Raw genomic sequence first — 19,807 nt, 5'->3', positions numbered from 1 at the left:
TGCTTTTGAGTGTTTTACACTCATTAGTTTGCGCGTTTATCCAGCCTAAAATTAACAAAACCCTTTAAAATTAATTGCATATACTTTTCCAAAATTAGTTAATAGGTTTGGAAACGCGCATGCGCACTAATAAAATGTTGAACTAAGCCGCTGCGCGGAGCCTAAAGCGAACCACTGCTCCACACTTACTCCTAGGGATAACCCCTCACCTAGGAGGTCTACCATGTCATCACTTCTGCAACAATTCCATGATGAGATTCGTTTACGTGGTTACTCGGCCCGTACACGCAGTGCTTATCTGAAGAATAAAGGGGACAGCCGAAGAATAAAGGGGACAGCCATATCTTTTTGTGTTTTTTAGCACCTTCAACTAGGCTTTACATTACCTTGATTTTGTCTGTGTGGAGTTTGCAATGACTTCGGCCAGAAGACAGCTAATTGATGCTAATGCGACGCCCTTCTATCATGTGATAAATCGCTGTGTTCGAAGGGCTTTTTTGTGCGGTGAGGATAAACTCACGGGTCGCAGTTACGAGCATCGACGCGGCTGGATTGTTGATAAAATAAAGGTATTATCTGCGATTTTCTGCATTGATATTTACGCCTATGCGGTGATGAGTAATCACTATCATTTAGTACTTAAAATTGATGTCGACAAGGCCAAATCGCTAACGCAAAAAGATATTATTAATCGCTGGTGTCAAATCACTAAAGGCCATGCTGTCGCCACTAAGTATATGAATGGTGATGCTTTAATCGACGGTGAAGTGATGTTACTTGATGCGTTACTCGCCGAGTGGCATGAGCGACTGAGCAGTATCTCTTGGTTTATGCGCTGTTTAAATGAAGAAATTGCCCGTAAGGCCAATCGTGAAGATGAATGTAAAGGCGCTTTTTGGGAAGGCCGCTTTAAGTCGCAAGCCTTGTTAGATGAGCAAGCTCTGCTGGCGTGTATGATGTATGTCGATTTAAATCCTATTCGAGCGGGTATCGCCGACTCTTTGCAATCCTCTGATTTTACATCGATTCAGGAGCGAATTAACTCGCTAGATTCACCCAATCGCCCATTAACCATCTCAACCTTACAAACAGATTCCTCAACCAATCAAGCTCACATTCCCCACAACTCTCTTGCCCAATTCGATGGTGCAGCACACCTGAATGAGCAAGCGGGCATTCCGTTTCATTTTGCCGATTATCTCGAACTGATTGATTGGACGGGACGCGTTATGCGCCATGATAAAAAAGGCTTTATTGATAATCAGCGGCCCAAACTGCTCAATGAATTAGGCATTGCGCCCGAGGCGTGGCTCACGTCAGCCAAAGAATTTCGTCGCCAATACAGTGGCATAAGTGGTCGATGGGATAGCATGTGCGAGTTTAAAAAACAGCACAACAGCGGCAAATGGTGTAAAGGTAAAGCCTCAAGCGAAGCGTTACACCCTTAAGCTCATCACTGCTCAGGATCAGCGCTGAGGATTATGTTTATTTATCCGAAATGAAGACGATTCCACGCAAAACGCAGCTCGCTTTTGTCCAAACGTGAGTTGTGTGGTTACGAGTGGAGGTTGTACGATTAAGTCATACGATATAATCAAAACTGTCAGTTCGTGTATGAGTTACTACAAAAAAGGGGAGTCAGTTAACCTGACTCCCCTTTTAGCTGAGCTATTGTGCCGTTAGCTTTTAGAACAATAAATGCGCTACACCCGCGATAACAGGCAGTGTCACTAAGGTACGTAGAATAAATACCACGAAGAGCTCAACAAAGTTCACCGGGATTTTACTGCCGATAAGTAATGCGCCCACTTCGCTCATGTAGATCAACTGAGTCACAGACAAGGCCGCAATCACAAAGCGAGTCATATCCGATTCAATTGAGCTGGCCAGAATTGACGGAATAAACATATCCGCAAAACCCACCACAATCGTTTTAGAGGCTTCGGTGGCTTCTGGGATATGCAGTAATTCGAGTAATGGAATAAATGGCATACCTAGATAGTTAAAGATAGGCGTGTGCTCGGCAATAATCAGCGCCAGCGTACCAATGGCCATTACCACAGGGATAATGCCAAACACCATATCGACAACGTTTTTAACGCCTTCATTCAAAACGGCTTTGATGCCACCGGCACTGGCGGCTTTTTCTAAGGCTTTATCAAAACCCCAAGAGAAAGCGTTGTGACCCGCGGGGATCAGCTCATCATCTGGCATGCGTGGAGTATCGTCTATGTAGTTGTCTTTCTTCCACGATAGCGGTGGCAACTTAGGCACAATCACAGCCGCGGCAAAACCAGCGAGACACACAGTCAAATAGAAGGGCACAAACATGTGCTCTAACTTAACCTGTGAGATCACCACTAGGCTGAAGGTAATCGATACTGCCGAAAACGTGGTGCCGATAACGGCCGCTTCTCTTTGGGTATAAAAACGTGCTTCGTATTGTTTGCTGGTCAGTAAAATACCCACACTGCCATCACCTAACCATGAGGCCATACAATCAATTGCACTGCGACCCGGTAGATTGAACACGGGGCGCATGATTTTGGTTAGCAGTGTGCCAAACAGTTCGAGTAGACCGAAGTTCAGCAGCAGCGGCAACAACATACCCGCAAAGATAAACACCGAGAACAGTACAGGCAGTAAGTCGTTTAAGACTAATGCACCTGTACTTGAGGAGTTAATAGTCTCTGGGCCTAAGCCTAAATAGGTCAGCACGACAAACACCGCACCTATGATCCGCGTGATCAACCATAAAGGACTGACATTTAATAAGGCATTAAGGAAGTGATTCTGGGTCACAAACTTAGGCTTAAATGCTTTTGAAAGCGAAGAGGCCAGCGCCGTAGTCACGATAATCATCGTCACTATGAGGGTTAACACGCCGCTCAATGCGCCTTGCAGAGCTTTAGAGATAATCGCGATTGGAATCGTGATCGCATCGTTGTAGCTGATAGGGGTCATAAATAACAACAGACCGATCAGCGAAGGGACGATAAAGGTGAGTATCGTCTTAATGTTTCGATTTTTATTTTCAGTAGTCAATTTTGTACACCTTAAAGTACGAGTCGTACATGGTAAATTTGAATTAATAGCCGCACATAACGCGCTGTTGACGCCGATTAAGGTGCATTTAAATTCAACTCAAAAACGAGAATGGGGAAGATTACTCGCTTAGCTTGTCTATGTAAAACGATTCGCTAGTTAGTTTGATATAAGCAGCAAAACAGCATAGTTATTTTACTTAAGTTGTCGGTGATATTAGGTCGATACTTCTGGATGGTTTCACATAAAAAATTATTACAAACATGGTGTTATGGGTTATTGTTTCTGAGGGGTTAATCGCTTGTATGATGATGTAGTTAAAACGATTGAGATGTTGTTTTTGCACGAAAAAACATCAGCAACTTTAGCCTTACAGCCCTCTTGGTTGGTTTTTTGTGCGATTTAAGTGGACTGTCGTGATAACACTTTCTATATAGCGTGGGTAAGCACTGTTTAAGAATGCCACGCTTATGTTCAGTGTATTTTGCTGCTCGGTACATTTTTATGCGACAGGCAGTTAAATCTGCTTAGAGATAATAGTGATCTTCCTCAGCATCTTGATGTTTTGGAGGCTGACTAAAAAGTCGCTAATAACGATGAAAGTAAAAATATTATTCATAAAGCGGATACCCGCCGCTTTAAATCTTCTCATTTCCATGTAAGTTAGTATCATTCCTATCCAACTCAAGTATTCATGACTGCAAAAGTAGAGAAGGTTAAGATTAAAGGCGGCTCGACACTGGCCATTAAGTTTGGTTTTCTGGGGATCTTTGGGCTTTTAATCGGTATTGTGATGACTGTTTTAGGATTTGACGACGCCGAATCCCATCGCTTTAATTTTTTAAATCATACCCTAAGCGAATTGGGGACTTATGGCCATTCGTCTTTTGCTGTGATCCTCAACGGGGGATTGTTTTTTGGCAGTTTAAGTCTCGTCTTCTATTGCTTGTCTTCGTTACAGCAAGTGACATCTTTCTGGGGATACCCCTTCTTTATCAGTCTGGCATGCACTTTTCTGGCCTTAGCGAGCGTGGGATTATTTCCAGTGAACGTGTATCACTTGCACGTTTTAGGGCTGAAATGGTTTTTCTATCTGGGAAGCTTAAGTGCGATTTTCTACTTAGCCTTAGTTTTTTTCGGCAAGTCTCATTTTGGTCGCTGGACTGGGTTATTAGCTCTCATTGTGCTGTACAGCATGATGACGTTTCTGTATGCGCCGCAATTGGATTTAGGTTTGACCGAAGGGGATAGGCCGTTTTATCAGGAGATGGTATTGCAGCTACCGCGTCCTAGTTTGTGGTGGCCAGCCCTACTGGAATGGATAGGGCTGGGCAGTCTATTGTGCTGGACCACTGTGCTGCTTTTGAGTCAGTTACACTCCAACCAAGAGCGAACCAGCCAAGATCGAAATAGTACTGGTTAAACTCATTCCTTAAGTTAACGTCGATGTTGGCTTAAATCCAGATTATGGTTCCCGCTCAGATTCCTCGTTAGATTAAGCTCTGTCTCATGTTCTGCCTAAGCTCAGTCTCATGTTCAGACTCAGACTCTGGCTAAGGCTCTGAGTCGGGCTAGGGATTGGCATGCACAGCAAGGCCTGCTTCTCCAAACCAATAGCCGTTGCACTGGGTTGTCTCTAGGTTCGCATCGCTGCCAATCGAGAAGTCTTGAGCATTTTCAGGCGTGTTAATCGCATCGACCAAGGCATTGGCGGTGGCGATGCAGTCAAGACTACTGGGTGATACCCGAAACACATCGACCCCCATCTTTGCCATTGTCGTTATTTCACTGCGTAAATCTAAACAACTAGCGGATTGAGTTTGGATCCCATTGAGCCTGAGCAAAGGCTGCTGCTCTTGGGTTTGCGCGAGTAGCCCTTTGCTGTATTCACTGCACACTGTTTCACAATGATCTTTGGTGAGCTGTTTGTGCCTAGCGGTAAAGCAGCGCGCCGAATGAGCGAGGGGTAAATAGCCGTGGCCGAGCACTTCCACTTCAAATGACGGCTTTTGTTGGATCACTTGGCTAAGCCAAGCCTTTGAGAGTTCCACTGGCATCACAAACCTTTGCATCCCAAATCGCTGCAAAATGTCTAAACTGGCGCGATTGTAGTTATTGATACTCGCGCCGCAGACGAAGGGCAGCTTGTGCTCGTTGGCGAGATAGACTGCTGCCATATCGTTCGCTTCGACCATAAATTCGCCGTTATCGACTTGGCGTTTAAGCTCAGTATATTCCGATGGTGCTTCGATTAACGCCAGCGTTGAAATCACCACTTCTTTACCGGCCTGCTTGAGCATTTGCGCCAGCTCTAGATAATCGCCCCATTTGAGTTCGCGTCTGCGACTGCAGACGGCCTCGCCTAAATACACTAAGGGGATTTGACTGGCGGCGACTTGCTGATAAAAATCAGTGACCTGTTGTTTTTGCCAGCAATACAACAGCGGGCCTAGGGAAATATGCATAACTTGTCCTTTGTTAATCTGGTGCTCTGTTCATTAACCTTTTATTGCCAATCACGCTCGTAGGCGCCAAGTGTAGTGATTTGACCCTCGGAAACTTTTGCAAGGGCTTGTTCCCAATGGGGTTGGTTTTGGCTTGTTGAGTACAGTTCTGGGTTATCCAGATAGGTGTCTATGGCTTGACGCCAAACTCTTGTGACTTGCTCAACATAGGCTGGGCTGCGTTGGCGGCCTTCGATTTTCAACGACACTATGCCCGCCTTAGCGAGTTCTGGCAGTAGGCTTAAGGTATTCAAACTGGTTGGTGATTCGAGTAAATACTGCGGCGAATCTTGATCTTCCGTGATGTAACGGCCTTTACATACCACGGGATAACCCATCTGCTCGTCGAGGGCCGACTTATCAATCAACACATCACTGAGCAGCGTTAATCGGTTCTGACCTTCTTCCTGCCAGCGCACGTGTTTTGCCGGTGAACAAGAGCCGCCAGTATTGGGCGATTGTCCCGTTACATAGGATGACAGCTGGCAACGGCCTTCGGCCATAATGCACAGGCTACCGAAGGCGAACACTTCTAAATCCACTGGGCTAACCTTGGCAAGGTCACGCACTTGTTTCATCGATAACACCCGCGGCAGTACGACTCGGGCGATGTTAAAGGCTTCCTTATAAAAGCTCAGCGCGCCCAGATTAGTCGCACTGGCCTGCACCGATAAATGCAGCGGTAAGTGTGGATAATGTTTATGGGCATAATCGAGCAAAGAAAGATCGGCAACAATCAACGCATCCATTCCCAGTTTTGCGGCGAGATCGATGGCTTGATACCAACGATGTTCTTCGCCGGGCTTTGGGAAAGTGTTTAAGGTTAAGAAGATTTTCTTGCCGTATTTTTGCGTGAGCTCAGTGGCTTCTTGCAACTTTGCGGGGGTGAAGTTTAATCCTGCAAACGAGCGCGCGTTGGTGTCGTCTTTTAGTCCTAGATACACTGCGTCGGCTCCGGCATGCAATGCCGACTTTAGCGAGGCCAGATTTCCTGCTGGACACAACAGCTCCATAGTGATGCTCCCGATAAAATGATAGCCGCTGAGTGTAGGTAAGATTGAATGGCGATGAATTGATTTAAAACAGGTTTAAGATCATAAAATCCCGATAAACTGGGATATATATGTTTTATTCTTGTAGGGTTTACGCCATGTCCGCTGTTTTTTCCGCAAAAATCGCTCAGCAACTTTTAGAATTCACTCCAAAAGCCATTGGCTTTCCCCTTGCTAAAATGCCCTTTAGCCTCAAAGCGAAAGTGATCAGCCAATTACTTGGGCTATTACTCGCCGAGCAAGCAGCAGACGATGAACTCGGATTTTTGAGTGATAAATGGGTTGCGATCCGAGTGGATGATTTAAATCTGGCCTTTGAGGTGAGTTTTAATGGCAAGTGGCAAGTCAGAGAGTTGACCGACGCGCAGGTGAGCTTTAGTGCCAATTCGGCTGAACTAGTGTTAGTGGCAGCAGCAAAGGAAGATCCTGATACGCTATTCTTCCAGCGTAAGTTGAGTATTGAAGGCGATACAGAATTAGGGCTCGAAGTGAAAAACCTGCTGCTCAGTATCGAATTTGCCAGTATGCCGACCCCAATTCGCCTTAGCGTTGAAAAGCTCGCAGCTGTGATCGAGCGTTTGCAACTCGAAGCAAAACCAACGGTTATCCTCGCTAAGTCTCCAAGTTATTGATCAAGTGATTAATGCCATTTCGCGGGATTGGCTTCTGAATAAACCACTAAAAAGCCCACTAAGTTGTTACCTTAGTGGGCTTAAGTGTGAGTCAAAATTCACTGAACCGATTCACTCGCTAGTAGCTTGCACTCAGCTGAACGCCCGAGTAATTAGCATAACCACGTAACATCACATGGTAAGTTCCCGCTTGAGTCACGGTGATTGAACAGCTTTCATTGTTACCGTTTTTATAGGGACGGCAATCATAGCTGGTGGTCGTTGGGACAGCCCCTGCTTTGACATACAGATCCACGTCTCCAGTCCCGCCACTGGTGGTAATATTGAGTTGGCTATTCGCTGGGACGACGATTTTATACAGGGCTTCAGTTCCCGTTGCTCCGCTTAAATTCGTGACGGGTACGCCATTGGTTAAGCAGTTCGTATCGGTACAATTTCCGCCGCCATTGAGGTTGTAGCTGGCTGTCAGCTGGGCGTTGGCATAATTGCTATAGCCTTGAACCATCACGTACCAACGACCCGCCGTAGGTGCAGTGAAATTACAGCTCTCATTGTTGCCATTTTGATATGGGCGGCATTGATAGCTGGTCGTAGTCGGTTTTTGTCCTTGGCTCACATAAATATCCGCATCGCCAGAGCCCCCCGCGAGGTTGATGCCTAAACTTGCTGCATTTGCGGGGACATCGATATAGTAATAAGTCGCTGAACCTGTGGTTCCACTGATCGCAATACCCACATTATTTTGCAGCTGAGTCTCGTCAACTGGGCAATCGTTGCCACAGCCTCCATCATCGTTTGCAAGTGAAAACAGTAACTTATTCGGTGAGCCTGTCTTAGCATCTGTGACTTTGTCCGCAGTGGCGCGCGTCTTGAGTAAGTTAGTCACCTGTGCGGGGGAGAGGTTAGGATTTTCATCTAAGTATAATGCCGCGACGCCTGCCACATGGGGGGAAGCCATTGAGGTGCCACTAATGGTATTAGTCGCTGAATTTGAGGTATACCAAGAAGAAGTTATGCTCGAACCGGGCGCATAGATATCAAGGCAAGTCCCGTAGTTAGAAAAACTCGAGCGGGAATCGTTACTGGTGGTTGAACCGACAGTGATGGCATCCGCTGCGCGGGCTGGAGAGTAGTTACAGGCGTTACTATTATCATTGCCGGCCGCGACAACGAAGGTGATCCCCGCAGCTACGGCGGCATTGACGGCATCATCCGTGGCTTGGGAGGCGCCGCCCCCTAAACTCATGTTCGCGACCGCCGGGCCAGAAGCATTGTTTTTCACCCAGTTTATCCCTGCAATCACGCCAGAGTTACTGCCAGAACCTGAACAGTTGAGCACTCTGACGCCCACCACATTGACGTTTTTCGCGACACCGTAGGTTGAGCCGCCAATCGTCCCGGCCACATGGGTACCATGACCGTTACAGTCAGTCGCATCGTAATCATTATCGATAAAGTCATAGCCACTGCTTGCGCGGCCGCCAAACTCATTATGTGTATTAAGCACCCCAGTATCGATAACAAAGGCGGTCACACCAGATCCATCGTAATCCGTGTGATAGTTGTTATCCAATGGCAAGTTGCGTTGATCGATTCTGTCTATGCCCCAGGTCGGACTCGGTTGGTCCGCATTGGCTTCCATCATGGGCGTTACTGACATCACTTGATCTTGTTCTACGTACTTCACGTTTGGATCTTTAAGCAGTGCCTTAACTTGTTGGGCACTGGCATTGATGAGTACACCGTTGAGCACATTGCCAAAGTTTTTCATCACTCTGACATCATATTGATTGACTAAACTCTCGGCTTGTTGAACCGCGAATTCAGCTATGGTGTTGTTATTACTTAGATTAAGAACACTTGGGGTATTGAATACAACGATGTAAGTATCTTTGATGGCTTTAGATTGTGGGACACTCACCATAGTCGCTTGGTATTCATTAGCGTTAACAGGGAAGTAAGCTAGTCCAGTTGCGACCGCGACTGCTATTAAATGTTTCTTATGCATGTTGAACTCCATTTTCTTTTTATGTCTCCACGGACTTCGAGACATAATCCAATGTAGAAGGTATTTTCAACCTGCCCAGTTTAATGCTTAAGGCTTAGCTCATTCACAATATCAAAATGTAACACTTGATTTACAATTTGGGCCTGAGTGAATTTTTACTGGAATGATTTTTTAGTTGTACAAATAAGCGTCAAAATAATAACTCTCAGTCTATTAAAGTAACAATGTTTGTAAAAGTGGTGATTTATCAAGCGACATTATGTCTTGAACTATAAATTGCGAAGAAGGGATAAATACCGTCTGTTAGTTTTTTGACTGGCAGAACTAAATCAGAGTCAGTCTAAAGTAGTGTTTTTAGTAAACCAGGAATGAATGCTCGGATTTATGCGCTTAAATAGTTTCGCATACTGTTTATATGCATGTCTGTTGCATTGTTTTAGGCGGGGATGAGGTAGATTTGACCGAGAGGTTAGATAACCACTCGGTCTGGCGAAGTGATTAAGCTTTTTGCGTTAACACGGCAAATTTCACTAACAGTTCGTCGTTGGATTCGACGCGGTTTGGATCTGGGTCGATGCAATCAATTGGGCAGACAGACACGCAAGTCGGTTTGTCGTAATGCCCCACACATTCGGTGCAGCGGTCGGGATCGATTTCATAGATCTCTTCGCCCATAGTGATGGCCTGATTAGGACACTCAGGCTCACACATGTCGCAGTTGATGCAGCTATCGTCGATCAGTAATGCCATGACCTTAACCTAGTTCATGTGGGTTGCGCGTATCCTGACCTTGGGGCAGGTTACGCAGCAAAATACCGTGGCTCAAATCGACTTCTTTTGGCACGGGCAGATACACAGTGTGCCCAGAACCTAAGCCCGCTGCAACCGCTTCAGCCTTGCGATTTTCAAGTTGTTCAATCGTCAGACTGATATTGCCCTGCGGTGTCATCAGCTCGACACTGTCGCCAACGGAAAACTTGTTCTTCACTTCGATTTCAGCCAGTCCTGCAAGGTTACGTTTACCCGTCAGTTCACCCACAAATTGTTGGGTGTCACTGACTGAGTAGCCATAGTCATAATTTTGATATTCATCATGCACATGGCGACGCAAAAAGCCTTCAGTATAACCACGGTGGGCTAGGCCTTCTAATTGATTCATTAGGCTGCGGTCGAAATCTTTACCCGATGAAGCATCTTCAATCGCGCGGCGATACAACTGTGCTGTGCGGGCGACGTAATAGAAAGACTTAGTGCGGCCTTCAATTTTAAGTGAGTCTATACCCATTTTGGTCAGGCGCTCAACGTGTTGAATCGCACGTAAGTCCTTAGAGTTCATGATATAAGTACCATGCTCATCTTCAAAGGCTGGCATGTATTCGCCGGGACGATTGGCTTCCTGCAGTAGGTAGATTTGATCCGTGGGCGCACCCGCACCTAAAGTCGTCGGAGTTTCGATTTGTACTGCATTAGGCATGGCAATGATGTCGCCGCTGTCGTTTTGCTGCGCTTCATGCACGTCGTATTTCCAGCGACAAGCATTGGTGCAGGTGCCTTGGTTTGGATCGCGTTTGTTGATATAACCCGAGAGTAAACAACGGCCTGAATACGCCATACACAGGGCGCCATGAACAAATACTTCGAGTTCTATATCTGGGCAGCGTTGACGAATTTCTTCGATTTCATCTAAGGATAATTCGCGCGACAGGATCACACGTTTGATGCCTTGGGTTTGCCAAAACTTGACCGAGGCCCAGTTGATGGCGTTTGCCTGCACGGATAAATGCACCACTTGATCGGGAAACGCTTCACGTACCATCATGATTAAACCCGGATCGGACATGATCAGCGCGTCTGGCTTCATCGCCACTACGGGTTCCATGTCCTTGATATAAGTTTTCAGCTTGGCATTGTGGGGTGCTATGTTGCTCACAACATACAGCTTTTTACCCAGCGCATGGGCTTCTTGTATGCCTGTGGCAAGGTTTTCCATTTTGAAGTCATTGTTACGTACCCTTAGGCTATATCTCGGCTGACCGGCATACACGGCATCTGCACCATAGGCAAAGGCGTAGCGCATGTTTTTCAGGGTTCCAGCTGGAGACAGCAGCTCAGGTTTAAACATAATCACTCTCAAATTGGTTAATTAATCGATGAATAAATGGCGCGGTGCGCGGGGGCGGGATTTTACACAATGAAAGTAGGGTTATGCAAATTGCCCTTACTAACTTTAGTGGTACTTCACATTTTACGAATATAGCGAGTTTAGCTTTGAGCAAGCAGCGAGAAACATTTCAGCTCTGGTGATGATTGATGCAGAAGATTACGGCCGATAATTAAGCCAAAATTGATAACGCAATCATACAATTTATTAACGTCCGTTGCTTTTTTCTACGTATCTAATGACGGTCAGCTGATATACTCCAACTATCCAATGTTCATGTTTACAGATTGATGGGAGCTAAGATGTCTACCGAACATCTACTGTTAGTCAGTTTATTAAAAAAACTAAAAGATGATGCTTTAGTGCTACCGACGTTGCCTGAAGTGGCGATGCGGGTGCAAGAAGTGGTCGGACGCTCCGATGCGAGCCTTAAACAAGTGGCTGAAGTGATCGGCCAAGATGCGGCGATTTCTGCCCGTATCATTAAGGTGGCCAATAGCGCCTTATACAGCCGAGGCGTACCCGCTGAAAGCATTAACAGTGCGGTTTCTCGCATTGGTTTAATTCAAATTAAAAGCATCGCAACTTCGGTGGCGATGGAGCAATTATTCATTTCCACCAATGAAATGGTGTGGGAAGTGATGGATGAAGTGTGGCGCACCTCAATCGATGTGACCGCAGCCGCCTGTGCCATGTTGCAGATGTATAATAAACGCCATTCAACCAGTCGATTAAATTTTGATACCTTAACCTTAGCCGGACTCGTACATAACATTGGCGCTTTACCTGTGTTGACCGAAGCTGAGGCGCAGCCGCATTTATTTACGAGCATTGATCAATTACGCGCGCTCGTTCGTAAAATGCAGGGGCCATTAGGTCGTGCTGTGTTAAAGAGTTGGGATTTTTCTACCGAAGTGATGGAAGTGGTTGAGCGCTGGGCCGATTTACCTTATCTGCCCGATCACGTCACCTATCTCGACTTTATCCGTGCAGCGGCCTTCTATACCGGTGAATTACGTGCAGGCACTGAGTTAGAACAACGTCTTGGTGTGTTTGTCGCCCGCGGTTTACCCGTGACAACCGATGATTTAGCCAGTGATGAGTTTATGGAAAAATTCCATTCAATTAGAGAAAGTTACCAATAATCGTTAGGCCTAAATGGAACTCAAATGGCACGTGAACACTGAATTGCAGTGTCATTTGATAATAAGCTTACGCGGTAAAGCAGAGGCCAAGGTATGTTCGAAATCGGGTTAGTTGTTGCTTCTCTCATTTTATTGATATTTTCATTATACATACTGCAGGCAAAATATAGATCGCAACGGTCACAGCAAAAATTCTTAGCACAGCTTTGTCTCCAGCTAGAGCAACAAAAGATTGAACGCCAAGCATTAGACCTTGGCACGGTTCCCCAAGAGTTTGCGCCTCTCTACCATACCTTAGATGAATTATTGAAGGCCTTACCCGCAAGCGCAGGTAAAGATAAGTTGACTGGACTAGTGAACCGTGTAGGCCTTAAACGTGCGCTGACCTCCATGATGCCGCTGACTCAAGGGACATTAGTGCTGATTGATATTTATCGATTTCGCTATGTGAATGATCTCTTTGGGTTTGTATTTGGCGATATCCTGCTAAAGCAATTTGCGGAACGGTTAAACAGCTTAAGTTTATCCCCAAGGTTAATCGCACGGCTCAATGGTGATGAATTTTGCCTATATTACGAGCAAGCGTTGACTGAGGAGCAACTCATTCATTTAAGAGGCCGTTTACAGGTGCCTTTTAGCATTAAGAACACGCCAGTCAGCGTTAAACTTCAAATCGGTTGTGTGCATTTACAAGAACACCACGCCGACACGAGTCAGATGTTACGTCGCGTCGATTTGGCGCTGAAGAAAGCCCGTCACTCTCGTAGCGCGATTGCTTACTATGCCGAGAATGATGATATTCAACAGTTAAGAGAACTGAGAATTATCGATAGCTTGCCTAAAGGTTTGCAACGCAATCAAGTCTATATGGTGTATCAAGCGAAACAGGATATTGCGACGGGAAGGTGTTTTCAGGTTGAAGCCTTGATGCGCTGGGAACACGACGAACTTGGGGTTATTTCTCCTGGTGAGTTTATCCCTTTAGCCGAATATGCCGGCATGATTGATTTAGTGAGCCAATGGGCACTCGATCAGGTTTTAGCACAGCAAGCAAAATGGCGTGCGGCAGGGATACAATTGTGCGTCGCAGTCAACCTATCAACACGGGATCTTGACAGTGAAACCTTGCCCCAAGAAATTGCGGCGAGATTGGCGCATTACAAACTTCCGCCAGAATCCTTAATGATTGAAATTACTGAAAGTACCTTAATGGCGGATTTAACTAAGGCGGTCGAAACCTTAGATAAAATTCGTGCGTTAGGGGTGAGGCTCGCAATTGATGATTTTGGTACCGGTCATTCTTCACTGGCTTACTTGAAGCATCTACCCGTCAATGAAGTCAAAATCGATAAAGCCTTTTTAAAGGATCTTGAGCAGGATAAACCGTCGGAATATATCCTCGAAGCCAGTATTAATATTGCTAAAAAACTCGGTTATGAGGTGACTGTCGAAGGAATTGAAACCCCTGAAATCAGAGAGATACTCGTCGATATGGGCGTCGATACCCTACAAGGTATGTATTATGCTAAGCCCATGAGAGCTGCAGAACTGGAAATGAACTGGGCCCGGCTGCATAACGCCATGTAAACCCAATGCTCATTAACCCACGGTCACTAAGGCTGCTCAACAGAGCCTTAGTGTATTGCTAACTCACCTTTTCAAGTTGCCGTTGTTTGAAGTGGTTTTGCAGAGGCTTTTGTTGCAGTCACTTTTGTAACAGCTACTATTTGTAATCGCCGCTTACGCTTATGTCGAAAGTCAGCTCAGGAAATCGCGCGTGCAAGTGTATGTAACCTGAGCTCGGGATAAGCAGAGCCGCTGAATAGGCATCTTTTCGGACCTCTCTGCGTTGCACTGTCTAACCATAGCTCGCTATGGCGTACGACAGAGCGCCTTGATATGCGCAAAAATCTGCGCATTCAGTCATAAAATAGATTTTTCATTTAAAACTAATCATTTATAGCATTGATTTAGTTTGTTAAATTTTGATTTTTCGACACTCGTTATCCCGAGTTAAGGTTATGTAAGAATATTAGTTTTGTTCATTTGAGACAAAACCCTGACTTAAGACGGCAATTAAATCTGCCGGCATAGGCGCTAGTTGGCGGGCTTTATTCATACATACCATCTCAATTGTTGCCGTGACCGCAGGCTTTTTACCCTGTGGACGCCAAATCTCCTGCTGCCACACAGTGCGGTACTTACTCTCAAAGTAAAACTTAGTGCGCACATCGATAATATCGGCAAACTCCACCCCGTCATGGCACAGCATATCGCTACGATACACAGCAAAACCCAGTTGGTTTTGTTGCCACAACGCACTTAAACGCTCGGCACCAATCACATGCTCGCGGGCACGCTCGAAGTATTTCAAAAAGTTAGGGTGATACACCACGCCAGAAAAATCAGTATCTTCATAGTAGATTTGCACTGGGAAGGAGAAGGTCGGGCTAAATTGCGGCATGGGTTACGGCTATTTTAGATAGTTTTATTGCGCAATAGTTTAGCGGCTTATCTCTTTAAACAAAACCTCTAAAAAACCTTTAAAACAGAGATACAAAAGCGCGGTTGTGTAGCGCAAAGGCTATTTGAGGTTGGCAGCAGGCAGGGTGAGCTTGATCATAATTGAAATGTGACTACTGAAAAAGCAATGAGATTTGATTATGGGACGTTTTCCTATTTTATCGATAAAAGTAAGTCTCTGAGCAACCCATGCTCAAGAAATATCACGCTAATCAGGCAGTAAAATCACACTATCGTGTCTAAGTGCGTGCCTAAATCATTAATCCCTTCCTATACTGATAGCTGGAATACCTTTCTTAAGTTGATTTGCTAGGTTGAGAGCTTTATATGAGCGAAATAAAAAAATCAGAAATATTGACCGAAAGTGGCACAAATGAACTCGAAATTATTGAGTTTCATCTGCATAAGATACTCCCTAACGGTGGCCATAAAGTGTGTCATTACGGGATCAATGTCGCCAAAGTGAGGGAAGTGATTAGGGTGCCAGAAACCTCTGATTACCCCAATGCTCAGCCGCACATGGTGGGGGTGTTCTCGTTGCGAGAAAAGCTGATCCCTTTAGTCGATCTTGCCGGTTGGCTCGGGATCTCTACACCGGAGGATTTAACTCACAAAGTCGTTATCGTCACTGATTTTAATAAGATGATTAATGGTTTCTTAATAGATAGCGTTCGTAGCATTCATCGTGTGTCGTGGGAGCAAGTTGAATCACCGAGTCAATTTTTAGAAGCTGGTGAAAATGATTGTGTCGTTGCTGTGGTTCGCCGTGATGGCATGCTGATTATGATATTGGATTTTGAGAAAATTATTGCCGATATCAATCCTGAACTGAGTATGGATAAGTACGATGTCACGCTCGATAGGAGTGTGCTGATTAATGACAAAATGCTGGCAAAACGTGAAGCGAAAACGATTTTAATCGTCGATGACTCAGCCTTCATTCGCAAAATGATTGAAAATACGCTCCGCAGCGCAGGCTACAACATTATCACCGCTAAAGATGGTGGTGATGCTCTTGAAATGCTAATGGAATTTGAGAGCCTGGCTGAGCAAGATAATGCCTCTATTTCTGATTTTGTCAGTGCTGTTATCACGGACGTTGAAATGCCTCGCATGGATGGGATGCATCTGGTTAAACGATTAAGAGAATCCAAGGCATACCAACAAATGCCGATTGTGATGTTTTCTTCCCTAATGAGCGAGGATAACCGCACAAAGGCGATGGCATTGGGGGCAAATGACACTATTACTAAACCTGAAATTGGCCGTATGGTCGGTATGATAGATAAATACGTATTCGAAGAGTAATGCCATTTCATTACGCTGCGATCTTTGAGTATCAAATACTTAGTACTAGATATATCAATCCAGCTACCAGCGTCTTGAGAGATTCTTAAATGACAAATGACAAATGATATAAAAGTAAAAAGCCATATTCACCGAAGCGAATATGGCTTTTTTGTAGGGTAAACTTCGCGACTAGCGGATGATCATTTGATCGCGCTCAGGTCCAACAGAAACCATGCTAACGCGCACACCCATTAGGGCTTCAATACGTTCAACATAGTGTTGTGCTGCCACTGGCAGGCTCTCGAAGGTGCGACAACCGGTAATATCTTCGCTCCAGCTTGGCATTTGCTCATACACTGGGCTCAACGCGGCAGTTTGTGGCCAAATTGGGTTCTCAGTGTGCTCACCTTCATAGGCTACGCAGATTTTCAGATCTTTCATGCCTGACAGGCAATCAATCTTAGTCAGGGCAATTTCAGTTGCCGCTTGCAGCTCCACACCATTACGGGTGGCAACAGCGTCGAAGTAACCCATGTCACGTGGACGGCCTGTGGTTGCACCAAACTCATTGGCGTTTTCACGGAAGGCGTCTTGCTCTTCCATAGCCGTCACTAAAGTGCCAGTACCCACAGATGAGCTAAAGGCTTTCGCCACAGCAATCACGCGCTCAGGGCGCAGCGCAGGTAAACCACTACCGATACCTGCGTAAGCCGCAGTCACGTTTGATGAGGTGGTATAAGGATATTCGCCGTAGACTAAGTCGCGGCCAGCACCTAATTGCGCTTCAAACAGTAAGCTTGCATCTAGTTTTTGTAATGCTTTTAATGGCTCAGTCACATTACAAATAAATGGACGCCATGGCGCTGTCACTTCTAACAACCATGCGGTCATTTCAGCGGCGCTTTGATTAAAATCGCAGCTTGGATAAAGTGCCTTTAATTGTGGCATTTTCCAGTCGAGCATAAATTGAATACGTTCTTGCAGCACTTCAGGTTGGTTTAACCAGCCGACTAAAATGCCTTTTTTCATCACGCGATCACCATAGGCAGGTGCAATCCCTTGACGGGTTGAACCATAGGCTAAATCGCCAAGACGTTGTTCTTCTAAGGTATCTTCTAATGCATGCAAAGGTAAGCACAGGGTCGCACGGTCAGAAATGCATAACTTGACGTCAACACCGGTCGCTTGTACTTCAGCAATTTCTATGCTGAGCTTTTCAGGGCTGATGACCATGCCAGGGCCTAATACTGCGATGCAGTTAGGGTTGAAAATGCCACTTGGTAATTGGTGTAATTTAAAGGTGCCATAGTCGTTGACTACGGTATGTCCGGCGTTGTTACCGCCTTGAAAGCGAATACTGGCAGCGGCATCCGCGGCTAAATAATCTACGATGCGGCCTTTGCCTTCATCACCCCAATTTGCACCCACAACCACGATCGACGGCATAACAACATCTCCTCATTGATTAAGACGCTATGCTAGACCCGTCATTTGAATAAGAGAAATTAATTATGGTTATCATCTCAATAAGGATTTCATATATCATTGGCTATAATTAACGCTAACACGCAGCAAAAGGAGGTTTTATGCTCGATATCCATTGGTTAAAGACCTTTGTGACTTTGGCTGAACATAAGCATTTTGGCAAAGCGGCCACGGCGCTGCACATGACGCAGCCCAATGTTAGCTTGCATATTAAGCAGTTAGAGCAAAGCACTCGAGTCAAGCTGATTGACCGTAATCCCTTTCGATTAACGCAAGCGGGATTTCGCCTGTTAGAGAGCAGTCAGAAAACGTTAATGGAGCTGCAAATTTGTCAGGCGGATCTCAATGCGATTAACGACCTTAGTCAGGGCACCTTGACCATTGCCGCCAGCGACATTATCTCGCGGTTATTGTTGATCCAGCCGTTTCAGCTCTTTAAGGCGGAGTTTCCGGGGATCGATTTCTCGCTGCTCAATACCACATCATCCCAAGCTTCTGAACTGGTGAAAAATGCTGAGGCCGATTTAGGGTTTGTGATCGCGCAAAAGGAGAGTCAGCCGCTTCATTTTACTGAGTTACAGCAGATTAAATGGTGTGCAATAGGGGACAATTTACAGCAATGGCAGCAGGCAAACCTCTCTGTGGATACGCCCTTGGCTGAGCAACCGACGTTAATTCTACTGGGTCACGATACGCGAACCCGTGAATTGCTGGACCCCGCACTGCCGTCGCTGAGTTTGCCGAATTACCGAATTATGGAGGTGGGCAGTGTTGACGCGCAAATCGATTGGGCCGAGGCGGGGTTTGGGGTGGCGATCGTGCCGGAGTTTTCGGTTTATACTAAGGCGAATTTGACTACTAAAGTCACTCCGCTGCCACAATTTCCTACAACAAGTTTGGGTTATATTGTGCGCCAGAATCAGATCCTGTCTAAGGCCATCAAGCAGCTATTATATTGGGTGAATCAAGAGATCATTCGCTCGCAGCGGTAATCTATCATTCGCTTGCAGCGGTAGGGGATTAGTCAGCGACTAAGAGTAATTTTTCGTATTGGCCTGTGGCTTTTAGCTGTGATAAGCCCGCATCGAGTTGGGTCGCTAAGGTCTGTGCCTGTGGGTTTTCCTTCGAGAATGCCAAAAAAATATCGCTGCTGTGGTTAGCAAATACTGGAATGACGTCATCATCCACGCCCATTTTTTTCAGGTTCTCCTTGGCGACTAAGTCAAACATCAATGCAGCATCTATGCGGCCAATCAACAATAAATTGATTAGCTGCTGCTGATTAGCGACGGTGACGATATTGAGCTGTTGCTGTTTGACTAACTTGGGAAAATCATCGCCATACTCATAGCTTTTAATCACCCCAATAACCGTGCCTTTAGGTAGCGCCCATTTATTGTCAGCCAAAATAGGCTTCTGTTTCTTCTGATAAAAAGATGCAGTGGCGATAAATAATGGGGTTTTACCGAAGATGAAGCGCTGTTCAGTGCTGTTCTCGCGGGTGACGTTAAATACCCCGTCTACGGCGCCTTTTTCTGCCATCATCAAGGCGCGAGAATAGGGCACGACTAAGCTATTTACTTCAATATGCGATTGTTTAAAGGCGGCTTGGATTAAACGATGGGAAATGCCTTGGCCGAATTGATTGGCAAAGGGCGGCCAACTGTCTTCTGCGGCTAAGGTTATCGCCTGAGGCTGCGATTCTGCGGGCACGGCATTGATTTCTTGGGCGAATGCCATGTTGTAAGCCATGGATGCGAGTAATAAAACGATGCTAAGTATTAATGCTGATGGCAAATTTAATGCCTGCTGCATCCTGAGCCTCACTCTGTTCCCTACACGCATTTTGCTTCCATCTCCCTGCTTAATATATGGCTTTTATAGCATAAAGAATTATATCTAGACTAATGATTTGAATATTAATTATTGATAGCGAGTACTTTTGTGATGTTTATAGGATCT

At 45.6% G+C, this 19,807-nt stretch carries 16 protein-coding genes; 7 read left to right on the top strand and 9 right to left on the bottom strand.

Going from position 1 to position 19,807, the window contains the following annotated elements; genetic code table 11:
• Window positions 1–413: 413 nt before the first annotated feature.
• Entirely contained in the window at window positions 414–1,448 is a 1,035-nt protein-coding gene (locus AC5YB3_RS05725; protein ID WP_494526728.1) for a transposase, read from the top strand.
• Window positions 1,449–1,686: 238 nt separating this feature from the next.
• On the opposite strand, the gene AC5YB3_RS05720 is transcribed toward AC5YB3_RS05725, so the two are convergent.
• Entirely contained in the window at window positions 1,687–3,045 is a 1,359-nt protein-coding gene (locus AC5YB3_RS05720; RefSeq protein ID WP_494526727.1) for a YjiH family protein, read from the bottom strand.
• A gap of 694 nt (window positions 3,046–3,739) precedes the next feature.
• On the opposite strand from AC5YB3_RS05720, the gene AC5YB3_RS05715 reads away from it, so the two are divergent.
• The gene (locus tag AC5YB3_RS05715; protein ID WP_494526726.1) at window positions 3,740–4,468 is read left to right on the top strand and encodes a DUF998 domain-containing protein; all 729 of its coding nucleotides are present in this window, start codon (window positions 3,740–3,742) and stop codon (window positions 4,466–4,468) included.
• 148 nt (window positions 4,469–4,616) lie between these two features.
• Here the strand turns inward: AC5YB3_RS05715 and AC5YB3_RS05710 are convergent, their stop codons facing one another.
• Together AC5YB3_RS05710 and ubiU are read right to left on the bottom strand one after the other, a co-directional pair.
• On the bottom strand, window positions 4,617–5,510 hold the full coding sequence (locus AC5YB3_RS05710) for a U32 family peptidase (RefSeq protein WP_494526725.1): 894 nt from the start codon (window positions 5,508–5,510) through the stop codon (window positions 4,617–4,619).
• A gap of 41 nt (window positions 5,511–5,551) precedes the next feature.
• Window positions 5,552–6,562: a ubiquinone anaerobic biosynthesis protein UbiU gene (gene ubiU, locus AC5YB3_RS05705; RefSeq protein ID WP_494526724.1), complete on the bottom strand. Its 1,011-nt coding sequence runs from the start codon at window positions 6,560–6,562 to the stop codon at window positions 5,552–5,554.
• Between the two features lie 137 nt (window positions 6,563–6,699).
• On the opposite strand from ubiU, the gene ubiT reads away from it, so the two are divergent.
• The gene (gene ubiT, locus AC5YB3_RS05700; RefSeq protein ID WP_106651277.1) at window positions 6,700–7,233 is read left to right on the top strand and encodes a ubiquinone anaerobic biosynthesis accessory factor UbiT; all 534 of its coding nucleotides are present in this window, start codon (window positions 6,700–6,702) and stop codon (window positions 7,231–7,233) included.
• 118 nt (window positions 7,234–7,351) lie between these two features.
• On the opposite strand, the gene AC5YB3_RS05695 is transcribed toward ubiT, so the two are convergent.
• The 3 genes from AC5YB3_RS05695 to trhP form a co-directional block, all read right to left on the bottom strand.
• Entirely contained in the window at window positions 7,352–9,241 is a 1,890-nt protein-coding gene (locus tag AC5YB3_RS05695) for a S8 family peptidase (RefSeq protein ID WP_494526723.1), read from the bottom strand.
• A 498-nt stretch (window positions 9,242–9,739) separates the two neighbouring features.
• Window positions 9,740–9,991: a YfhL family 4Fe-4S dicluster ferredoxin gene (locus tag AC5YB3_RS05690; RefSeq protein ID WP_006082676.1), complete on the bottom strand. Its 252-nt coding sequence runs from the start codon at window positions 9,989–9,991 to the stop codon at window positions 9,740–9,742.
• A 4-nt stretch (window positions 9,992–9,995) separates the two neighbouring features.
• Window positions 9,996–11,363, bottom strand: a complete 1,368-nt coding sequence (gene trhP / locus AC5YB3_RS05685; RefSeq protein WP_011847485.1) for a prephenate-dependent tRNA uridine(34) hydroxylase TrhP — start codon at window positions 11,361–11,363, stop codon at window positions 9,996–9,998.
• 341 nt (window positions 11,364–11,704) lie between these two features.
• Between trhP and AC5YB3_RS05680 the strand changes: the two genes are divergently transcribed.
• Together AC5YB3_RS05680 and AC5YB3_RS05675 are read left to right on the top strand one after the other, a co-directional pair.
• Entirely contained in the window at window positions 11,705–12,547 is an 843-nt protein-coding gene (locus AC5YB3_RS05680; RefSeq protein ID WP_006082674.1) for an HDOD domain-containing protein, read from the top strand.
• Window positions 12,548–12,640: 93 nt separating this feature from the next.
• Window positions 12,641–14,134 carry a putative bifunctional diguanylate cyclase/phosphodiesterase gene (locus AC5YB3_RS05675; protein WP_006086904.1) on the top strand — a complete coding sequence of 498 codons (1,494 nt, stop codon included), beginning with the start codon at window positions 12,641–12,643 and terminating at the stop codon, window positions 14,132–14,134.
• A gap of 445 nt (window positions 14,135–14,579) precedes the next feature.
• Here the strand turns inward: AC5YB3_RS05675 and AC5YB3_RS05670 are convergent, their stop codons facing one another.
• The gene (locus AC5YB3_RS05670; RefSeq protein ID WP_006086903.1) at window positions 14,580–15,011 is read right to left on the bottom strand and encodes a thioesterase family protein; all 432 of its coding nucleotides are present in this window, start codon (window positions 15,009–15,011) and stop codon (window positions 14,580–14,582) included.
• A gap of 386 nt (window positions 15,012–15,397) precedes the next feature.
• On the opposite strand from AC5YB3_RS05670, the gene AC5YB3_RS05665 reads away from it, so the two are divergent.
• Window positions 15,398–16,378 (top strand): chemotaxis protein, encoded by a 981-nt coding sequence (locus AC5YB3_RS05665; protein ID WP_006082671.1) that lies wholly within the window; start codon window positions 15,398–15,400, stop codon window positions 16,376–16,378.
• Window positions 16,379–16,549: 171 nt separating this feature from the next.
• On the opposite strand, the gene AC5YB3_RS05660 is transcribed toward AC5YB3_RS05665, so the two are convergent.
• Window positions 16,550–17,806, bottom strand: coding sequence for an adenylosuccinate synthase (locus tag AC5YB3_RS05660; RefSeq protein ID WP_006086902.1), 1,257 nt, complete (start codon window positions 17,804–17,806; stop codon window positions 16,550–16,552).
• Window positions 17,807–17,946: 140 nt separating this feature from the next.
• On the opposite strand from AC5YB3_RS05660, the gene AC5YB3_RS05655 reads away from it, so the two are divergent.
• Window positions 17,947–18,837 (top strand): LysR family transcriptional regulator, encoded by an 891-nt coding sequence (locus AC5YB3_RS05655; protein ID WP_071938372.1) that lies wholly within the window; start codon window positions 17,947–17,949, stop codon window positions 18,835–18,837.
• A 28-nt stretch (window positions 18,838–18,865) separates the two neighbouring features.
• On the opposite strand, the gene AC5YB3_RS05650 is transcribed toward AC5YB3_RS05655, so the two are convergent.
• A complete protein-coding gene (locus tag AC5YB3_RS05650; protein WP_413472002.1) occupies window positions 18,866–19,690 on the bottom strand; it encodes a substrate-binding periplasmic protein in 825 nt (274 codons plus the stop codon).
• Between the last annotated feature and the right edge of the window lie 117 nt (window positions 19,691–19,807).

Source organism: Shewanella sp. 1311 (assembly GCF_059338235.1).
The sequence above is the reverse complement of the archived record's forward strand: the minus strand, read 5'-3'. Positions and strand labels throughout refer to the sequence as shown.